The sequence below is a fragment of the Photobacterium japonica genome, from assembly GCF_050337005.1.
Classification (GTDB): domain Bacteria; phylum Pseudomonadota; class Gammaproteobacteria; order Enterobacterales; family Vibrionaceae; genus Photobacterium; species Photobacterium japonica.
Window position 1 is genome coordinate 25,100 of sequence record NZ_JAKJSN010000018.1, and the last position, 18,724, is coordinate 43,823.

Sequence of the window (18,724 nt, forward strand, 5' to 3'; positions counted from 1 at the left end):
TCGCTAATATGCAGCCACGTTATAGGAAGGGTCCCCAAGAAGGAGCCCTTACTCGACCGTTAGTTGCAGGTAATCGTGCTTTAAAGCGTCCATCAATCGACACTAATGACAGCTCGTTTGATTTATTATTCACTGAGCTGTAAATCACCATGCCACCGTTTGGTGCGATGCTCGGTGACTCATCCAGAAATGTTTTGGTTAAAACCTGAACGGCACCGGTTTTTAAATCTTGCTTAGCTATGTTGTAACCTTGCTCTGATTTATTGACCATCACCAAGAATCGTCCATCTGGCGTCAATTGACCACCGAGGTTCTGACTGCCCTGCCACGTCAGGCGGTTAGTCGAACCGTCAGCTAAATTTACTCGATATATCTGTGGTTTACCACCTCTGTCTGAGGTAAAGATTAAAGAGTCACCGTTAGGATCCCAAAACGCTTCTGTATTATTGGAACGGCCACGGGTAATTTGTGTCAATTTCTTGGTTTGCAAATCTTTTACATAAATTTGCAAGCTGCCACTTTTCGATAACACCATCGCAAGCTTGGTGCCATCCGGTGAAAAGCGCGGACTGCCATTGTGACGTGGGAATGACGACACCATTTCACGGGTACCTTTGTAGATATCCATGATAAATATTTGCGCTTGCTTGTTTTCAAAGCTCACATACGCCAACTTGCTGCCATCTGGCGACCAAGATGGTGACATCAACGGCTGCTGCGATTTCAGCACCAAACGCTCGTTGTAACCATCGTAATCGGCCACACGCAACTGGTAAGGGAACTTGGCTTTATCGTCAATCACGACATACGCGATACGGGTCAGAAACGCGCCACGCTCACCAGTCAGTTCTTGGTACACCACATCCGAGATACGGTGTGCATACTGACGCAGGCGATCCGCTTTCACGGTCGCTTGGTTGTTGATCAACAGGTGATCTTTAGTCAGTACTAACTCACCGTTTGCCAAGCCTTTGCTTTGGCCGCTGGTCAACTGACCGCGCACCACATCCACCAATTGATAGTGGATCACATAATGGCCTTCAGCATTCAGGGTTACGCTGCCCGTCACCAACGCATCGACGCCCATTGAAGTCCATGCGTTGTAATCCACTTCCGTTTCATTAAACGGCGTTTGTGGCATTTTACTGGTCGCCACTGGCGAGAATTTACCGCTGCGGCGCAAGTCAGATGCAATGACCGACGAAATGTCAGTCGGCAGTTGCCCTGGCCCTTCCCATTTAAACGGCACAACACCGATAGGACGTGCGGAGTCCACCCCTTCGGTGATCACTAATTCTAATTCGGCGTGTGCAAGCTGAGTGAAACTCATCAGCGCAATACACACTCCCATTAACCACTTTTTCATTCTGACTCCTTTATTATTGTGGGCTGACAATCAGTCGAATATCACGGAGCTTTTCCACGACGGCCGGATCATCTGGCATCGGGAACTGACTCACTTTCACGACCGCCGCTTTCGCTGCGCGGCACAAGTTGCTGTCACCCCCATCTTCAAACGCATCCAGCAACAGTCCATTGGCTGATAAGCGCATGCGGATCTGACACTGTTTACCGATAAAGCTTTGCTCGACCAGCAAGTTCTGCTCAATCATGCCTTTAAAAATAGCACCATAACGGGCGGTTTCATCGGCAATGAACTGACCTTTCGCGCCACCACGTTGTTCCGTTTCCGCTTCCAACCCCGCAAACATATCGTTCAATGCGGCTTCTTGTTGGCGTTGCAGTTCACGGGCTTCTGCGGCTTTACGTTCGGCTTCTTTACGTGCAGCTTCTGCTTTACGGGCTTCGGCTTCCGCTTTTTTCTTTGCTGCCACTTTCGCTAGACGTTCTTCTTCTGCACGCTTGGCGTCTTCTTGCGCTTTACGCTTGGCCGCTTCGGCTTGGCGTTTGGCTTCTTCCGCTTTGCGCTGCTCGGCGACTTGCTTTTGACGCTCGACTTCTGCTTTACGTGCCGCCTCTTGCTTCACTTTACGATCCGCTTCCGCCTTGGCGGCTTGTTCACGCGCAACACGCGCGGCTTCATCCGCCTTGCGTTTCTCTTCTGCCGCCACTTTACGTTCTTGCGCCACGCGCTGGCGTTCTTTCTCTGCCTCACGGGTGGCTTTTTCCGCTTTCAGCTTGTCGGCTTTCAGTTGGCGTAAACGGCGTTCTTCTTCCTGACGCTGTTTTTCTAACGATTCCGCTTGGCGCTCAAGACGGCGCAGGCGATCTTGTTCGGCTTGTTTGGCCGCTTCTCGCTGCTGACGAATACGCTGCGCTTGCTGATTCACGAGGGCAGGATCCACCACCACCGCTTTGATCGTATTACCGGCCGTTGGTGATTTGTTCATGGAGAAATCCGTCCCCCACAACAACGCCGCTACCAGTAAACCATGCAACAGTAACGAAATGATGATCGCAGCGGTATAATTGTTGTTTTTCATCCTGCTCGCCACCTACTGCTCTAACGGTTCAGTCATTAAGCCTACTGAGCTCACACCCGCCTGATTCAGCGCATCCAGTGTTTCAATGATATAGGCGTAAGGCGCACGCGAGTCGCCACCCACCATCACTGACGAGTTCGGATTCAGTTGCAACTCTGCACGCACGCGGGTCAATAACTCGTTCACGCCCAGTCCGCGTACCATGTCCTGATTGTCCACACTCAATCCGAGGTGACCATCTTGGCTTACTTCCACAATGATCGGTGCACGATCATTGTTTTCATTCAGCTCGGCTGCCGGCTTGGCATTAACCGTTGAAGGGAGCTCAACGTCGACCCCTTGCGTCACGAACGGCGCCGTCACCATAAAGATGATGAGCAACACCAACATCACGTCAATGTAAGGGACGACGTTAATTTCCGCCGTCATTTTGCGTTTTTTAGGTTGATAAGCCATCTGACTTACTCCTGTTCAGAAGCAAATGCCTGGCGGTGCAAGATGCTTGAAAACTCTTCCATAAAGGTCGCGTAATTGTGCTCTAGCTTCGACACTTGGTTGGTCAGTTTGTTATAGAACATCACCGCAGGGATCGCGGCAAACAGACCCATCGCGGTGGCGACAAGGGCTTCTGCGATACCCGGCGCAACCATGGCCAACGTGGCTTGCTTCACCGCACCCAGTGCGATAAAGGCATGCATAATGCCCCATACCGTACCGAACAAACCGATATACGGCGTAATTGAACCCACTGTCGCCAAAAACGGCAGGCTGGTTTCCAGCTCTTCGACTTCACGAGACAGCGCCACACGCATGGCACGCCCTGACCCTTCCATCACCGCTGCCGGCGCCTTGCCATTGTTGCGGTGTAAACGGGCAAATTCTTTAAAGCCTGCATAGAAGATTTGCTCGCTGCCGGTCAGGCTGTCTTTGCGGGCCTGCACTTCTTGGAACAACTGAGACAGATCTACACCTGACCAGAAGCGATCTTCAAAGCGGGTCGCTTTGGCTTTTGCCTGCGACAACACTTGGGAGCGTTTGATGATCATGGTCCACGAGGCCACTGACATCCCCAATAGGATCAGCATCACGATCTTAACGAGCAGGCTGGCCTGCAAAAACAGATCTAAAATGGAAAGTTCAGCGGTCACTTCGTTATCTCCGACATAATATTTTCTGGAATTTTAATGGGTTTTAGGGTGTCAGGGTGGACACAGGCTACCTGAATAACGGCTTTGCACAAGGTTTGCCCATGAGTGTTTACTAAAACCTGACAGAATTCGATAGAGGCGCGGCGCCAGCTTTGTGGCCAGGTTTTGACGATGAGTTGATCGTCCAATTTCGCGCCTTTGAGGTAGTCCGCTTCAATTCGGCGAACAACAAAGCTGACCTTATCTGCAAACAAGTCATTAAGACTGACACCGAGGCTGCGGAAGAGTTCCGTCCTCGAACGCTCAAAAAACTTAATGTAATTAGCATGATAAACCAAGCCACCCACATCAGTATCTTCGTAATACACCGTGATCGGCCATTCAAAGGCATTGTCTTCGGTCATGGTTTGTCCCATTTATCAATCAGTGGTCGGTATACCCGGATACCGACAGATTCTCAGGGGCTTACTATACCTAACTTGTCCACTAGATTGGAATCACACAATAAGTTCTGTTACACAAACATTCACTTTTTTGCCGCGTATCTCACTGTGCCTATGCCAAAACTTTGCTATGCGGGGTAAATTCAACCTGATCAATGAGATAACCTGCGTATAAAAAAAGCCCCGAGCAGACTGCCCGGGGCTTTTTCAGTGTGTTGTCATCCTTTGGCTAATCACGTTACACGCGATAGCGGGATGTCACAGTAAGCGTAAACTCAAGATATAGACAAGGATCGGCAAGGCCACATACGGTGTCAGCAGTAACTGCGTGAACCATCGGCGAGGCACAAAGCCCACACCAAAGACCATTGACGCACAGGTTGCCCATATCATGGCTGGCGAGATAATCGGTCCGAATCCGCCAATCATCTGAGCAAAGTGTGTCGGATCCCATACCACCAGCCCGGTGGTTGCGAGTGACATTGCCAGCGCAACCCAACGGAGTAGACGGTAGTCTATCCACTGGTGAACACGCTCTACCCAGTGATTAAGCTTACTCAACGTTCTCTTTATCCATGTTCTCAGTAGCTTCTAGCCACAGCGCATTGATGATACCGAATGAGCAAGCCAGAAGCACACCCAGGATCCAAGCGAAATACCACATAGTTTGTCTCCTTAGTACAGTGAGTTCTTGTTGTCTTCGATATGTTGCGTATCAAGACGGCCAAACATTTTGTAGTAACACCAAGAGGTGTAAGCCAAGATGATAGGCACCATCACTGCTGCCACACCCGTCATGATATTCAGTGTTAGCTCAGATGACGTTGCATCCCACATGGTCAAGCTGTGGTTCGGCACCAAGCTTGACGGCATGATGAATGGGAACAACGCAAAACCTGCCGTCAGAATCACACCCGCCATGGTCAAGCTTGATGTAATGAACGCCCATGCACCACGGTCAGCACGTGAAGCCAATACGGTTAGCGCAGGCATAAATACCGCTAGCGCTGGTGCAATCCACAGTAGTGGGTACGCATCAAAGTTCGCGAACAACGCGCCAGTTTGACGAACCACTTCTTTCGTTAGTGGGTTAGACGGTGCATCTTTAATGATCTCAGACGTGATCAAGTAACCTTCGATGCTCTGAGCCCAGAAACCGGCAATCGCAAAACACACCGCTGTCGCAACTGATGTGATCATCGCAACACGACGTGAACGAACACGCAGTGCGTCTGTTGTTTTCATCTGCAAGTATGCCGCGCCCTGTGTCGTGATCATCAGGATGCTCACGATGCCACATAGCAACGCAAATGGGTTAAGCAACGCAAAGAAGGATCCCTTGTACGTCGGTACCAAGAACTCGTTCAGTTCAAACGGTACACCTTGTAGCAAGTTACCAAATGCCACACCGAAGATCACAGGCGGTACAAAGCTACCCACGAAGATCGCTTTATCCCACGCTTCACGCCATTGTGGGTTTTCAATTTTAGAACGGTAGTCAAAACCGATCGGGCGTAACCATAGCGCCGCAAGCGTAATGATCATCGCAAAGTAAAAACCAGAAAATGCCGTTGCATAAACCAATGGCCATGCCGCAAACAGGGCACCACCTGCGGTGATTAGCCACACTTGGTTACCGTCCCAGTGTGGGGCGATAGCGTTAATCATCACGCGGCGTTCGTTGTCCGTTTTACCAATGATCTTGGTCAGGACACCTACGCCCATATCGAAACCATCTGTGACCGCAAAGCCGATGCATAGCACACCGATCAATGCCCACCAGATGAATCGCAATACTTCATATTCAAACATTGCTTAGCTCTCCCTGAATTATGCTTCAACCTGACGCGATACCACATTTTGTGGTGCATCGGTGGTTTCAAAGTGGTAGCGGCCTGTCTTCAAGCTGCTTGGACCTAAACGTGCGAACTTAATCATCAGGTACATTTCAGCAATCAGGAATACCGTGTACAGCGCAAGAATCGCGAGCAGTGAGGTAATGACATCTGACGGCTGAAGGTTAGATACCGCCATCGATACCGGCAGTACTTCACCCACAGCCCATGGCTGACGGCCGTACTCTGCCACAAACCAACCCGCTTCAATCGCGATCCACGGCAATGGAATACCGTACAATGCCGCTTTCAGTACCCACGGTTTTTCTGTGATTTTATGACGGCAAGACTGAATGAAGGCCGCACCAATGATACCCAGCATCAAGAAGCCGACACCCACCATGATACGGAAGCTCCAGAACAGCGGCCATACCGTAGGGATAGAGTCGTCAGTGGCTTTGGCGATATCAGCATCGGTAGCATCAACCACATTCTCAGCATACGGCTTCACCAAGAAACCGTAACCAAGGTCATGCTTCACTGCATCAAAGGCTGCAATGTTTTCCGGTGTTTTATCACCCGCACGCAGTTTTTCTAGCAAGCCGTAAGCAATCATACCGTTACGGATACGCGCTTCGTGCTCCACTTTCAGATCACGCAGACCGGTTACTTCCGTGTCTAGCGAACGCGTCGCAATGATACCCATCACATAAGGGATCTTAATCGCGTAATCCGTTTCCATGGTTTCCTGATTTGGCAAACCAAACAGCGTAAACGCCGCTGGCGCCTCTTCGGTGTGCCACTCTGCTTCAATGGCCGCTAGTTTGGTTTTCTGTACGTCACCTAGCTCGTAACCTGATTCATCACCTAGGATGATCACAGAGATGATAGACGCCATACCGAAGGCGGCTGCAATCGCAAAAGAGCGACGTGCAAACGGCACATCACGGCCCTTCAATAGGTAGTAAGAACTGATACCTAGAACGAACATCGCGCCGGTCACGTAACCAGATGCCACGGTGTGAACAAATTTCACCTGCGCAACCGGGTTAAGTACCACGTCCGCGAAGCTCACCATTTCCATACGCATGGTTTCGAAATTGAACTCAGCACCGACTGGGTTTTGCATCCAGCCATTTGCCACCAGAATCCATAGCGCCGAAAAGTTGGAACCCAAAGCCACCAGCCAAGTGACAGTCAAGTGCTGACGCTTAGACAAACGATCCCAGCCAAAGAACATCAGGCCGACAAGGGTGGATTCAAGGAAAAAGGCAATCAAGGCTTCAATAGCCAATGGCGCGCCGAAAATGTCTCCCACGTAGTGAGAGTAATATGCCCAGTTTGTACCAAACTGGAACTCCATCGTTAGGCCTGTAGACACACCTAGCGCAAAGTTAATGGCGAAAAGCTTACCCCAGAACTTAGTCATGTCCTTGTAGATTTGCTTTCCAGTCATTACATAAACAGACTCCATGATGGCAAGCAGGAATGCCATACCTAGAGTCAGTGGGACGAACAAAAAGTGATACATCGCAGTTAATGCGAACTGTAACCGCGATAGTTCGACGATATCAGTAAACATTGAGAACTCCTTTTTTCGCCAGGCTGACTGGCGACAGTACACCGCAGTGTACTAATGGTTGGGCTTAGCCAAATGTAACCAAACATTACCGCAAACTTGTCACCTTCCTGGTTACCATTACTAAAGCCAATTAATGGTATCCTTGATATGTTGCGAGACTGTACCAAATTAGTTAATTTGTTGTTAAGCTACAGCTAATAAAGTCATTGCTAATATTACTGACAATCGTCTAGAGTCACAATGGATTTATCGCACAATTTGCTTTGATAAATATCAAAAAACACTGCTCAATATTTATACCCGACGCTTTTGATTGATGTAGATCAAACAAAACCCGTCTCTTTCCCTGCTTGGCATGGCCTGCACAAACCTGACCTTTAACACATCCTGAATCTGGCCTTTCACACCACTTCATATTCTGTTTTAAATGCTCATATCCACCGAACATTATTCGTTAGAAAAATGAGCCCTCAGATGTTTGACAAGTACGATTTCGTGCCTTTTATCATACATAAACACCTTGATATACAGGCTACCGCGTGTCATTCACCCAAAAAAATCATTACAAAAACTAATCCGAAAAAAGAATTTATCTCGCTTTTCTGTGCGCGATAAATTCCTATAATCAGCGCCAGAAACAGATTAGGCCGCCCAGACGAGAAAAGTCATTATTTTGGCGGGTTGTAGGCTGTTTCCCCAGACCCGAATTGATCCTTGAGGAAGTAGTTATGACTCGTATTTTTGAAAAAATTATTGCACTTTACCAACCTAGCTTTGCAGAAATGTTTAAAAGCAATTGCTAAAACGTGCTGAATAAGTCGACAAAAATGTCACTTAACACCAATGTTCAACGTCAAAAATGTCGCATTCACCGCTGAGATTGTCACCATCATGTAACGCACAGCGACATGTTCACGACACAATGCGGCCCTCCCCTTTCGAGTGGGCATAAAAAAACGAGGCATATATGCCTCGTTTTTTTGTCTCTGTGCTTTGCACAGAGTACGGTGGTGTTGCAGCAGGTAAAGCGGCAATGGCATTGCACGACATCAATGCGGGCGACCCACGCCTACCATTGAAAGCCCTGACGGCAGAACAAAAAGAAATCGTCGCGACGCGCATGCGTGATGCCGGTTTCTTGAAAGCGTAATTTGCGCAGATACCAAGCGCGTATCTAAAAACAACAGCACAACAAAACGAGGCCTCGCGCCTCGTTTTTCATTGACTCCGACTCATGTTTTTTGCGTGAATAAACAACGCGAAGACTCAGCACACCTACATCACTTTGTATCAAATCATTCGTGGTTGCATAAAAATCAACAATAAATCCAAATTTTAAAATATAACCATTAATGACGTAGAAATCCGTCAATTATGACGTTTTAATAGAATATTATTTTGTTTTATTGAAAATAATACCTTTACAATTATTTTAATCAAACGGATTTATATAGATGATTACTGCAACAGAAAAGTCGAAACTAATAAAAAAAACTAGAAGAGTATGAAGGTAAGCATAATTATATGTATCTTGATACAGAAGGACATGTGACTATTGGTGTTGGTCATCTAATTAAAGATATAGAAAGTGCCATGAACCTAAACTTCAAAATAGCAATAAGTAATATTCATGCAAAAAGAGATGAAGTGAAATCTGCCTTTGAATCTGTAAAAAAACAAAAGAAAGGTAACTACGCTATATATTATAAGAAATTTTCAAACCTAACAATCTCAGAACCTGACATTGATTTTCTGACAAGAAAACATATAGACACATTTGAAGGTGAATTAAAAAGATTATTCCCTAAATTCAACTCATATCCCATCGAAGTGAAATTTGCATTATTTGATATAATATTTAATGTTGGAATGACCGATCTTAACAACAAGTGGCCTAAATTCAAAAAAGCAATAAAAAACAATGAGTGGGCAGTAGCAGCAAAAGAATCAAATAGAAAGCCACCAATAAATGCAGAAAGAAATAAATATGTCAGGGATCTACTAAATAAAGCTAAAAGTAATAAATCAAAAAATAAAATATAAAGGCCGAATATTATGAATATTACACAAAAAAAATTCATTGCTTTGTTTTTACTCTTAGCCTCGCAAGGTTGTACTTCGTCCGTAGGCCATGACAATATTAACAACAACACTGTCACATGGAGTACCGGATTCACTCTTTCTAATCTGTTAATATCTCCTATCACTTTAAATAGTATTAACGACATACCAAACCTTATAACGGCTAATTGGTATGGTTCTTTTACTGTTAAAAACAAAAATAACGATGTAATAAACATTGATTCGTGCCAGGACTATTTGGAAAGAAAGCCGCTTACTACTGTTAATTACTATGACATAAATCCTTTTCTCAATATTACAGTGATGTGTGAGGCTGCCAAATACCTCATTGATGCTAAACCCTCTCAGGTAACCTATTTACCCACCTCCCCTTTAGACAAAGCGTTACCTCTCGCCTTACCGAAAGAAATAGCACTGCAAACCTCAACAAATGAATATAAAAGAACAATGGACGATGAGTCATTGACGTTTTGGGGTGAAATCAGGCCAATCATTCGCTTTGAATCTATTTCGGAGAGTAAAGCCATTTATCATTTTGACGGTGGATATCAAGAAATAGACATAGTCGGTCGTGGGGATGTCAATCATGACAAGGTTGAAGATCTTATCGTTGTCATTCGTGATAGTTTAGAGGGGGGCAGTTACTTCAATCTTCGATTATTCATCCTCTCATTCAATAAGAACCGTGAATGGTCTGTCATCGAAGAAATTTAAAATACCCTATAACCATCAAGTAAAATCACCGCAATATACAACCATAAAAAAACGAGGCTCTGAGCCTCGTTTTTTATTATCAGATATATAGCTTAACGCTTATGCCTTGGTCTCTGGCATGTCAAAACCAAAATGCAAATACGCACGGTGGGTGGCAATACGGCCACGCGGGGTACGCTGCAGGAAGCCTTGCTGGATCAGGTACGGTTCCAACACATCTTCAATGGTATCCCTTTCTTCACCGATCGCGGCAGCAAGGTTATCGAGGCCCACTGGGCCGCCCATGAATTTATCGATAATGGCTAGCAACAATTTACGGTCCATGTAATCGAACCCGCTGCTGTCGACATCGAGCATATCCAAGGCTTTCGCGGCGGTTTCTGGACAGATATGCCCGTCCCCCACCACTTCCGCATAGTCACGCACACGACGCAGCAAGCGGTTGGCGATACGCGGCGTACCGCGGGCGCGCATGGCCATTTCCATTGCACCGGCTTCATCCATCGACAAACCCAGGCAATTGGCACTGCGTTTTACAATGCCACTCAAATCTTCCACCTTGTAATACTCAAGGCGCTGAGTAATACCGAAACGGTCACGCAACGGGGACGTCAATGAACCGGCACGGGTTGTCGCGCCAATCAAGGTGAACGGCGGCAAATCAATTTTGATGGAACGGGCCGCGGGGCCTTCGCCGATCATGATATCGAGCTGGTAATCTTCCATCGCGGGATACAACACTTCTTCCACTTGCGGGCTTAAGCGGTGGATCTCATCAATGAATAGCACATCGTTTTCTTCCAGATTGGTCAGCAACGCGGCCAAGTCGCCGGCTTTTTCCAATACCGGCCCGGAGGTCGTACGGATACTCACGCCCATTTCATTGGCGACAATGTTGGCGAGCGTGGTTTTACCCAGTCCTGGCGGACCAAATATCAACAAGTGATCCAAGGCTTCGTGGCGCAATTTAGCGGCCTTGATGAAGATCTCCATCTGGCTACGCACATGATCTTGCCCTTTGTAATCGTCCAGCATCTTCGGGCGAATAGCACGATCAATGATGTCCTCTTCGCGGGTCGAAGGGAAATCACTGGCAATTAAGCGATCTGCTTCAATCATTCTGTTTTACCTATCACACCAACACGTTAGACCATAGAACGCAGCGCATCACGGATGATGGCTTCGCTGGTCATATCTGGCTTGGCGATTTGCGAGACCACTTTCGCAGCAAGTTGTGGCTTGTAACCCAAAGAAATCAGGGCACTCACCGCTTCGTCTTCAGCGCGCGCCAAGGCTGCAGTATCTTGCACAGGGGCATTTGATGCGGCGGTATCCAGCGCTGGCGTGAACAAGTCACCCTCGCCCCAGCCTTTCAGGCGATCTTTCATTTCGACGACCAAGCGTTCAGCGGTTTTCTTGCCCACGCCCGGGATTTTCACCAGTGTAGTGATATCGCCGTTTTCTACACTCAGCACAAACTGGCTGGCGGTCATGGCAGACAAAATGGCCAAGCCTAATTTTGGCCCGACACCGTTCGCTTTGATCACTTCACGGAACAGTTCGCGTTCGCTTTTCTTGTTGAAACCGTACAGCAATTGGGCGTCTTCACGCACCACAAAGTGCGTAGAGATAATCGCTTCCTGACCAACTTCAGGCAATTCATAAAAACAGCTCATTGGCATTTGGACTTCATAGCCTACGCCACCCACCTCTAACACGATCTCTGGCGGTTGTTTCTCTATAATTGTTCCACGTAGTCGGCCTATCACAGCAACATCTCTTTATTGATTGACGAAATTGGCTCTAGGATAGTCAAGTGCTGGATGTATATCCAGCTATTTTTGCTGAAAAAAAAGCAGCCAGAAGGCTGCTTTAACGAAGAGGAACACTAGCGGTAGCGCCCACGTCGTGCACCGCGTGCCTGTCCGGCCATCGCGATCAAGGTTTTATGCGTGTGCGCATGACAAATCGCCACCGCAAGGGCATCGGCGGCATCCGCTTGCGGTTTGCCCGGCAATTTCAATACCGAGCAGACCATGTGCTGCACTTGGGCTTTATCTGCTGCACCCGTACCCACGACCGCTTGCTTAATCAAACGGGCCGCGTATTCACTGACCGGCAAGTCAGCATTCACTGCCGCCACAATGGCACTGCCACGGGCTTGCCCCAACTTCAGCGCAGAGCTGGCATTTTTACCCATGAAGACTTCTTCAATCGCAAACGCATCAGGCTGAAACTGGGTGATCACTTCTGAAACGCCCGCATAAATCTGCTTAAGGCGCCCAGGGATTGCCGCTTCTGAGGTGCGAATACAACCGCTCCCCAGATATTCAAGATGGCGGCCCACCTGTCGGATCACGCCATAACCGGTGATCCGTGAACCAGGGTCAATCCCTAAAATTATCGACATAGATGAACAGTTACACCTGATTAAATATACAGTTATTTATTCTATTGCGGGTGCCGACCAAACTGCAAACCTTTCACAGTCAGACGTTGATAAAACACTCAATTAAAGCAAGCCTATATACTATAGGGTCGCTGCAACCTCATCGGAAATATCACCGTTGTGATACACTTCCTGCACATCATCCAGGTCTTCCAACGCGTCAATCAAACGCAACAACTTCGGTGCCGTATCCGCATCCAATTCTGCGCGCGTAGAAGGCACTAATGTCACTTCTGCGTTCACCGCTTCAAAGCCTGCAGCATCAAGCGCATCTTTTACCGCGCCGAACTCTGCTGGCGAAGTGTACACGTCCATCGAGCCGTCATCGTTGGTTTCAACGTCATCTGCACCGCCTTCCAGTGCTGCTTCCATCACCGCGTCTTCATCCAGACCCGGCGCGTAAGAAATCACGCCTTTTTTGTCGAACAAGTAGTTCACGCTGCCATCGGTACCCAAGTTACCACCGGCTTTTGAAAACGCATGGCGCACGCCTGACACCGTGCGATTACGGTTGTCGGTCATACATTCCACCATCACGGCAGTGCCTGCAGGGCCGTAACCTTCATAGATCACGGTTTCCATGTTCTCATCGCCTTCACCACCCGCACCACGGCTAACCGCACGGTTGACGGTATCTCGCGTCATGTTATTCGACAGTGCCTTATCAATGGCAGCGCGAAGACGCGGGTTATTTTCAGGCTCTGCGCCACCTTCTTTGGCCGCAACGACGATTTCACGGATCAACTTTGTGAAAATTTTTCCACGCTTGGCATCTTGCGCGGCTTTACGGTGTTTAATATTAGCGAATTTACTGTGGCCAGCCATGACATACTCCAGTTAATTAATACCCATCTGCATCATCATTCAAACATGCAATTCATCGGATAAAAAGGCACAAGGAGAAAAACAATGAAGAAGGGAGTATTCGCCTGAATCGGCAAAAAATATTTCAGAATGGAAAAACCGGCTAGCGGCCAGTACACGCTTGTACTTTTCGCTAGCCAGTCAACAAAATAAGAGGCTTATTCTGCGTTTGTTTCTTTCTTGGCAATTGCAACGGCAATTGACAATTCTTCTAGCGATGCAGGGTTAGCAAGGCTAGGTGCATTCGTCAGTAGACATGACGCTGCAGTTGTTTTCGGGAACGCAATAACATCACGAATGTTATCTGTACCACACAGTAGCATCACTAGACGGTCTAGACCGAATGCAAGGCCTGCGTGCGGTGGTGTACCGAACTTCAGTGCGTCAAGTAGGAAGCCAAACTTCGCTTTCTGCTCATCTTCTTCGATGCCAAGAATGCTGAATACCGCTGACTGCATTTCTGCGTTGTGAATACGTACAGAACCGCCGCCCACTTCGTAGCCGTTGATAACCATATCGTAAGCATTTGAGTTTGCTGATGCAGGGTTAGCCGCTAGCTCTTCTGCCGTTAGGCCCAATGGCGATGTGAATGGGTGGTGCATCGCGTGCAGGTTGCCTTCTTCGTCTTCTTCAAACATTGGGAAGTCGATAACCCATAGCGGTTTCCATGCTGACTTATCAGTCAGATCAAGGTCAGTACCCAGCTTCAGACGCAGTGCGCCCATCGCTTCAGTTACAACACGCTTGCTGTCTGCGCCGAACAGGATGATGTCGCCAGTTTGTGCGCCAGTGCGCTCAAGTAGCTGTGCAACCACGTCTTCGTTCAGGAACTTAGCCACTGGAGACTGTACGCCTTCAAAGCCTGCATCAAGGTCGTTCACCTTCATCCATGCTAGGCCTTTCGCGCCGTAGATGCTCACGAAGTTGGTGTATTCGTCGATCTGCTTACGCGACAGTGCTGCACCGCCCGGTACGCGAATTACGGCTACGCGGCCTTTTTCGTCGTTCGCAGGGCCAGAGAACACTTTGAAGTCAACATCTTTCAAGATGTCAGCCACGTCTACTAGCTCTAGTGGGTTACGAAGGTCTGGCTTGTCAGAGCCGAAACGGCGTGCCGCTTCTTCAAATGACATGATTGGGAATGCGCCAAGGTCTACGTTAAGTAGTTCTTTCCACATTTCAGTGATCATACGCTCTGTCACTTCACGTACCTGCTCAGCAGACATGAATGACGTTTCGATATCGATCTGGGTAAATTCAGGCTGACGGTCAGCACGCAGATCTTCGTCACGGAAACATTTTACGATCTGGTAGTAACGGTCAAAGCCAGACATCATCAGCAACTGCTTGAACAGCTGTGGTGACTGTGGCAATGCATAGAAGCTGCCTTTGTGTACACGGCTTGGTACCAAGTAATCACGAGCACCTTCTGGTGTCGCTTTGGTCAGTACTGGTGTTTCGATGTCTAGGAACGCTTGGTCATCAAGGAAACGACGCACAAAGCTTGATGCTTTTGCACGTAGTTTGATGCGGTCGCTCATTTCTGGACGACGTAGATCCAAGTAACGGTACTTTAGACGCTGCTCTTCAGAGTTCTTCTGGTTGAAGTCTAGCGGCAGTACATCAGAACGGTTGATGATTTCTAGGCCAGTTGCCAGAATTTCCACTTCGCCCGTTGCCATGTCTTTGTTGATTTGGCTTTCTGGACGTTCACGTACTTCACCAACCAAACGGATACAGAATTCGTTGCGCAGTTGGTTGGCAATACCGAATACCTCTGTCATATCCGGATCAACAACTACCTGAACAATACCTTCACGATCTCGCATATCGATAAAGATAAGACCGCCTAAATCGCGGCGACGATTAACCCAGCCGCATAACTCTACTGTTTGCCCTGCTAGGGACTTGTTCAGGTGACCACAATATTGGGTGCGCATATGAAATTCCCGATCTGTTTACTAACTTTCCTGAGTCCATGGGGAGCAAGCGGCCCCGAACCACGCACAGGCTGAATCCTTCCCGGCCGCATTGATTAAATTACACACAGCAGCATGTAATAACGGGGCCGAGAGACAAAAATAACGAACCATTATATACCCAAGTTACCGGAAGATGAATCTTACATCGTCAGGTAAACGCGGGATTAGTTTGAACACTGTAGAAAAAAGCGACGTCAGTGATCAAGCAAAATTACCCTATTGCCGGCAGAAAGCCCCAAGAAAGATTGACCGCACCCAAAACGACTCGCCACAATAGCCGATAATCGCCCCCTCATTGCCACCGCACAGGACGTCGTTATGCCCGCACCCGCCATCCCTTCCCCACCCGCGCTCAAGCTCGGTTTGGCCATGTGGTCACACCCGCATTGGCAACAAAGCCTATATGGTCGAGGCTGTAAAAGCGGTGAACGATTGGCGCGCTATGCCGAGGTGTTTCACGCCGTCGAAGGCAATACCACGTTTTATGCCACGCCCAGCCCGCATACGGTGAAAAATTGGCACGCAGCGACGCCGGAGGCGTTTCGGTTTACTTTCAAGTTGCCGCAAACCATCACCCACCAGCAGCAGCTGCAACATTGCGATCAGCTGTTGGCGGATTTTTTAACGACGCTGTCGCCGCTGGCGCACAAAGTCGGCTTGTGGAAAATTCAATTACCGGCGCAGTTTGGGCCCGCGGATTTACCCGCCCTGGCGCGTGTGCTCGCCCGCTTTCCTCGTCAGTATCCGATCGGCGTGGAAGTGCGTCATCCGGCTTTTTTTGCCAAAGGGGAAGACGAGCAGCAACTGAATCGCTTACTTATCAAACACGGCGCGAATCGCATCATCATGGACAGTCGCCCTGTGTTTGCCGCACCACCGACGACCCCTGCCGTTATTGAGGCGCACCAAAACAAACCGCATGTTCCGGTGCATGCGATTGCGACGGCGAACCAACCGATGATCCGCTTTATTGGTCACCCTGATGACGCCAGTAATGATGCCTTCTTTGCTAACTGGCTCGCTCGCCTGCCAGTGTGGCTACGCGCAGGTAAACAGCCCTATCTGTTTGTACACACGCCAGACAACAATGCCGCCCCTGAATTGGCCATCCGGTTGTACCAACAACTGCAGCGCCATGCGCCAGATTTAGCCCTGCCCACGGTAGAATTACCCAAACCGGCCGATAGTGCACAATTTTCCTTACTGTAAGCTGACTACACACCCAGCGTAACCAAAATCCTTAAAGACAAATGGGCACATTTTCACTACAATACGCGACCTTTCTGCGGTGATGGATCACCCGGTATGCGTGCTACGTTAAAGAAGCGTTAAAATGCCCATACCTCGATTATTGGAATCCCAGTTCTTTATCCATTTATGAGGTTCGTGAGAATGGCAGGTCACGACAATATTTTTGCAGCACCTATCGAAAAGATGGGTGATTTCACCTTTGATGCGCGTGTGGCCGAAGTGTTCCCGGACATGATCCAACGTTCCGTACCGGGTTACAGCAACATTATTTCTGCGATTGGCATGTTGGCCGAGCGTTTTGCCAAACCGCACTCCAATGTCTACGACCTCGGTTGCTCTTTAGGGGCTGCCACGCTCTCAATGCGTCGCCATATTCAGCAAGAAGGGTGTGAGATCATTGCGGTCGACAACTCCAGCGCGATGGTGGAACGCTGCCGTTTGCACATTGATGCTTACCGCTCTGACACCCCTGTTCAGGTGATTGAAGCCGATATCCGTGATATCGACATTACTGACGCCTCCGTCGTAGTGCTGAACTTCACCTTGCAGTTTCTCGTACCCGAAGATCGCTATAAACTGTTGGAAAAAATCTATACAGGTCTACGCCCTGGCGGCATTTTGATCCTGTCTGAAAAATACATTTTCGACGATGAACGTGCGCACGATCTATTGATTGATTTGCACCACGATTTCAAGCGCGCCAATGGCTACAGTGAATTAGAGATCAGCCAGAAACGCAGCGCGATCGAAAATGTCATGCGCCCTGATAGCATCGACACCCACAAAGCACGCTTTGCATCCATTGGCTTTAGCAGCTCTGAAGTCTGGTTCCAGTGTTTCAATTTTGGCTCGATGTTTGCGATTAAATAAGGTTACCCGTTTCTATGTTTAGTTTTTCTGAGTTTTACCAACTCATTGCCCAGCACGACACCCTACGTCCGTGGCTGAACACCCTGCCGCAGCAATTGAGCGACTGGGAAGCTGAAGCCCACGGCGACATGGCCCGTTGGATGCGTGCGCTGAATAAATTTCCGACTGACAAGCCCGATACGATTGATATCAAAAACGCCGTCAGTGTGTGTAACGACACGCCGATTGCCGAAGGCGAACAAAAGCGTCTGGAAAGCTTGCTGCGTCTGCTTCACCCATGGCGTAAAGGCCCGTACACCATGCATGATATCCACATCGATACCGAGTGGCGTTCTGACTGGAAATGGGATCGCGTACTGCCGCATATCACACCGTTAAAAGGCCGCTCCGTACTGGATGTGGGTTGCGGTAACGGCTACCACATGTGGCGTATGCTGGGTGAAGGCGCGAAACTGACCGTGGGTATCGACCCGTCGAACCTGTTCTTGATCCAGTTTGAAGCGATCAAGCGTTTGATGGGCGGCGATGACCGTGCGTACTTGCTGCCGCTGGGCATTGAACAACTGCCAGAGCTGAAAGCCTTTGATACGGTCTTTAGCATGGGCGTGCTGTACCACCGCCGCTCTCCATTGGATCACATCATTCAATTGAAGAACCAGCTGCGCAAAGACGGCGAAATGATTTTGGAAACCTTGGTGATTGACGGTGACGAGAACGCGGTACTGGTACCGACGCACCGTTACGCGCAAATGCACAACGTATACTTCTTCCCGTCAGCCAAGGCGCTGAAAGTGTGGATGGAAAAATGCGGCCTTGTGGACGTGCGTATTGTGGATGAGTGTGTCACCACAACAGATGAACAACGTTCAACCAACTGGATGACCAACAACTCGTTGCCTGAGTACCTTGACCCTGCGGATCCATCGAAAACCATCGAAGGTTACCCTGCGCCAAGACGTGCCATTCTGGTTGCTCGAAATCCTGACTAAGTACTGACAAGGGATGCTGTTCGCATCCCTTTTTGTACGTTAATATATTGCCGCTTAAAGAAAAAATGTAC

18 protein-coding genes and 2 pseudogenes are annotated in these 18,724 nt (G+C 48.5%); 6 read left to right on the top strand and 14 right to left on the bottom strand.

What is annotated here, in order from left to right; genetic code table 11:
• Positions 1-19: 19 nt before the first annotated feature.
• From tolB to cydA, 9 genes are all read right to left on the bottom strand, one after another.
• Complete coding sequence (gene tolB / locus L4C36_RS08030; protein ID WP_428477278.1) at positions 20-1,366, bottom strand: Tol-Pal system beta propeller repeat protein TolB; 1,347 nt, start codon at positions 1,364-1,366, stop codon at positions 20-22.
• Between the two features lie 13 nt (positions 1,367-1,379).
• The gene (gene tolA, locus L4C36_RS08035; RefSeq protein ID WP_428477279.1) at positions 1,380-2,444 is read right to left on the bottom strand and encodes a cell envelope integrity protein TolA; all 1,065 of its coding nucleotides are present in this window, start codon (positions 2,442-2,444) and stop codon (positions 1,380-1,382) included.
• Positions 2,445-2,456: 12 nt separating this feature from the next.
• Positions 2,457-2,900, bottom strand: a complete 444-nt coding sequence (gene tolR, locus L4C36_RS08040; protein WP_428477280.1) for a protein TolR — start codon at positions 2,898-2,900, stop codon at positions 2,457-2,459.
• Between the two features lie 5 nt (positions 2,901-2,905).
• Entirely contained in the window at positions 2,906-3,592 is a 687-nt protein-coding gene (tolQ, locus tag L4C36_RS08045; protein ID WP_428477281.1) for a protein TolQ, read from the bottom strand.
• Positions 3,589-3,996: a tol-pal system-associated acyl-CoA thioesterase gene (gene ybgC, locus L4C36_RS08050; RefSeq protein ID WP_428477357.1), complete on the bottom strand. Its 408-nt coding sequence runs from the start codon at positions 3,994-3,996 to the stop codon at positions 3,589-3,591. The genes tolQ and ybgC overlap by 4 nt, the downstream gene beginning before the upstream one ends.
• 297 nt (positions 3,997-4,293) lie before the next feature.
• Positions 4,294-4,596 (bottom strand): cyd operon YbgE family protein, encoded by a 303-nt coding sequence (locus L4C36_RS08055; RefSeq protein ID WP_428477282.1) that lies wholly within the window; start codon positions 4,594-4,596, stop codon positions 4,294-4,296.
• Positions 4,589-4,699 (bottom strand): cytochrome bd-I oxidase subunit CydX, encoded by a 111-nt coding sequence (gene cydX, locus L4C36_RS08060; RefSeq protein ID WP_428477283.1) that lies wholly within the window; start codon positions 4,697-4,699, stop codon positions 4,589-4,591. The genes L4C36_RS08055 and cydX overlap by 8 nt, the downstream gene beginning before the upstream one ends.
• An 11-nt stretch (positions 4,700-4,710) precedes the next feature.
• Positions 4,711-5,847, bottom strand: a complete 1,137-nt coding sequence (cydB, locus tag L4C36_RS08065; RefSeq protein WP_428477284.1) for a cytochrome d ubiquinol oxidase subunit II — start codon at positions 5,845-5,847, stop codon at positions 4,711-4,713.
• Positions 5,848-5,865: 18 nt separating this feature from the next.
• Positions 5,866-7,452, bottom strand: coding sequence for a cytochrome ubiquinol oxidase subunit I (gene cydA, locus L4C36_RS08070; protein ID WP_428477285.1), 1,587 nt, complete (start codon positions 7,450-7,452; stop codon positions 5,866-5,868).
• A 1,000-nt stretch (positions 7,453-8,452) separates the two neighbouring features.
• Between cydA and L4C36_RS08075 the strand changes: the two are divergent.
• The 3 genes and pseudogenes from L4C36_RS08075 to L4C36_RS08085 all read left to right on the top strand — a co-directional run.
• Positions 8,453-8,602 (top strand): annotated as a pseudogene (locus L4C36_RS08075) (N-acetylneuraminate lyase); the annotation flags it as partial.
• Positions 8,603-8,964: 362 nt separating this feature from the next.
• Positions 8,965-9,495: pseudogene (locus L4C36_RS08080) on the top strand (lysozyme family protein); the annotation flags it as partial.
• Positions 9,496-9,507: 12 nt separating this feature from the next.
• Positions 9,508-10,248, top strand: a complete 741-nt coding sequence (locus tag L4C36_RS08085; protein WP_428477286.1) for a hypothetical protein — start codon at positions 9,508-9,510, stop codon at positions 10,246-10,248.
• 99 nt (positions 10,249-10,347) lie between these two features.
• Here the strand turns inward: L4C36_RS08085 and ruvB are convergent, their stop codons facing one another.
• From ruvB to aspS, 5 genes are all read right to left on the bottom strand, one after another.
• A complete protein-coding gene (gene ruvB, locus L4C36_RS08090) occupies positions 10,348-11,367 on the bottom strand; it encodes a Holliday junction branch migration DNA helicase RuvB (RefSeq protein ID WP_428477287.1) in 1,020 nt (339 codons plus the stop codon).
• Between the two features lie 26 nt (positions 11,368-11,393).
• The gene (gene ruvA / locus L4C36_RS08095) at positions 11,394-12,017 is read right to left on the bottom strand and encodes a Holliday junction branch migration protein RuvA (RefSeq protein ID WP_428477288.1); all 624 of its coding nucleotides are present in this window, start codon (positions 12,015-12,017) and stop codon (positions 11,394-11,396) included.
• Positions 12,018-12,136: 119 nt separating this feature from the next.
• Positions 12,137-12,658, bottom strand: a complete 522-nt coding sequence (gene ruvC / locus L4C36_RS08100; RefSeq protein WP_428477289.1) for a crossover junction endodeoxyribonuclease RuvC — start codon at positions 12,656-12,658, stop codon at positions 12,137-12,139.
• Positions 12,659-12,778: 120 nt separating this feature from the next.
• Positions 12,779-13,522: a YebC/PmpR family DNA-binding transcriptional regulator gene (locus tag L4C36_RS08105; RefSeq protein WP_428477290.1), complete on the bottom strand. Its 744-nt coding sequence runs from the start codon at positions 13,520-13,522 to the stop codon at positions 12,779-12,781.
• A 197-nt stretch (positions 13,523-13,719) separates the two neighbouring features.
• Complete coding sequence (gene aspS, locus L4C36_RS08110) at positions 13,720-15,501, bottom strand: aspartate--tRNA ligase (protein ID WP_428477291.1); 1,782 nt, start codon at positions 15,499-15,501, stop codon at positions 13,720-13,722.
• A 360-nt stretch (positions 15,502-15,861) separates the two neighbouring features.
• Here aspS and L4C36_RS08115 point away from each other — a divergent pair, with 360 nt between their 5' ends.
• The 3 genes from L4C36_RS08115 (at position 15,862) to cmoB (ending at position 18,653) form a co-directional block, all read left to right on the top strand.
• The gene (locus L4C36_RS08115; protein WP_428477292.1) at positions 15,862-16,752 is read left to right on the top strand and encodes a DUF72 domain-containing protein; all 891 of its coding nucleotides are present in this window, start codon (positions 15,862-15,864) and stop codon (positions 16,750-16,752) included.
• Between the two features lie 183 nt (positions 16,753-16,935).
• Positions 16,936-17,664: a carboxy-S-adenosyl-L-methionine synthase CmoA gene (gene cmoA / locus L4C36_RS08120; RefSeq protein WP_428477293.1), complete on the top strand. Its 729-nt coding sequence runs from the start codon at positions 16,936-16,938 to the stop codon at positions 17,662-17,664.
• A gap of 14 nt (positions 17,665-17,678) precedes the next feature.
• Positions 17,679-18,653, top strand: coding sequence for a tRNA 5-methoxyuridine(34)/uridine 5-oxyacetic acid(34) synthase CmoB (gene cmoB, locus L4C36_RS08125; protein WP_428477294.1), 975 nt, complete (start codon positions 17,679-17,681; stop codon positions 18,651-18,653).
• Positions 18,654-18,724 lie beyond the last annotated feature (71 nt).

What these genes read in the sequence shown, in the direction of transcription:
- tolB (WP_428477278.1), bottom strand. Translation starts at nt 1,366, where the DNA reads ATGAAAAAGTGGTTAATGGGAGTGTGTATTGCGCTGATGAGTTTCACT.
- tolA (WP_428477279.1), bottom strand. Translation starts at nt 2,444, where the DNA reads ATGAAAAACAACAATTATACCGCTGCGATCATCATTTCGTTACTGTTG.
- tolR (WP_428477280.1), bottom strand. Translation starts at nt 2,900, where the DNA reads ATGGCTTATCAACCTAAAAAACGCAAAATGACGGCGGAAATTAACGTC.
- ybgC (WP_428477357.1), bottom strand. Translation starts at nt 3,996, where the DNA reads ATGACCGAAGACAATGCCTTTGAATGGCCGATCACGGTGTATTACGAA.
- cydX (WP_428477283.1), bottom strand. Translation starts at nt 4,699, where the DNA reads ATGTGGTATTTCGCTTGGATCCTGGGTGTGCTTCTGGCTTGCTCATTC.
- cydB (WP_428477284.1), bottom strand. Translation starts at nt 5,847, where the DNA reads ATGTTTGAATATGAAGTATTGCGATTCATCTGGTGGGCATTGATCGGT.
- cydA (WP_428477285.1), bottom strand. Translation starts at nt 7,452, where the DNA reads ATGTTTACTGATATCGTCGAACTATCGCGGTTACAGTTCGCATTAACT.
- L4C36_RS08085 (WP_428477286.1), top strand. Translation starts at nt 9,508, where the DNA reads ATGAATATTACACAAAAAAAATTCATTGCTTTGTTTTTACTCTTAGCC.
- ruvB (WP_428477287.1), bottom strand. Translation starts at nt 11,367, where the DNA reads ATGATTGAAGCAGATCGCTTAATTGCCAGTGATTTCCCTTCGACCCGC.
- ruvC (WP_428477289.1), bottom strand. Translation starts at nt 12,658, where the DNA reads ATGTCGATAATTTTAGGGATTGACCCTGGTTCACGGATCACCGGTTAT.
- L4C36_RS08105 (WP_428477290.1), bottom strand. Translation starts at nt 13,522, where the DNA reads ATGGCTGGCCACAGTAAATTCGCTAATATTAAACACCGTAAAGCCGCG.
- aspS (WP_428477291.1), bottom strand. Translation starts at nt 15,501, where the DNA reads ATGCGCACCCAATATTGTGGTCACCTGAACAAGTCCCTAGCAGGGCAA.
- L4C36_RS08115 (WP_428477292.1), top strand. Translation starts at nt 15,862, where the DNA reads ATGCCCGCACCCGCCATCCCTTCCCCACCCGCGCTCAAGCTCGGTTTG.
- cmoA (WP_428477293.1), top strand. Translation starts at nt 16,936, where the DNA reads ATGGCAGGTCACGACAATATTTTTGCAGCACCTATCGAAAAGATGGGT.
- cmoB (WP_428477294.1), top strand. Translation starts at nt 17,679, where the DNA reads ATGTTTAGTTTTTCTGAGTTTTACCAACTCATTGCCCAGCACGACACC.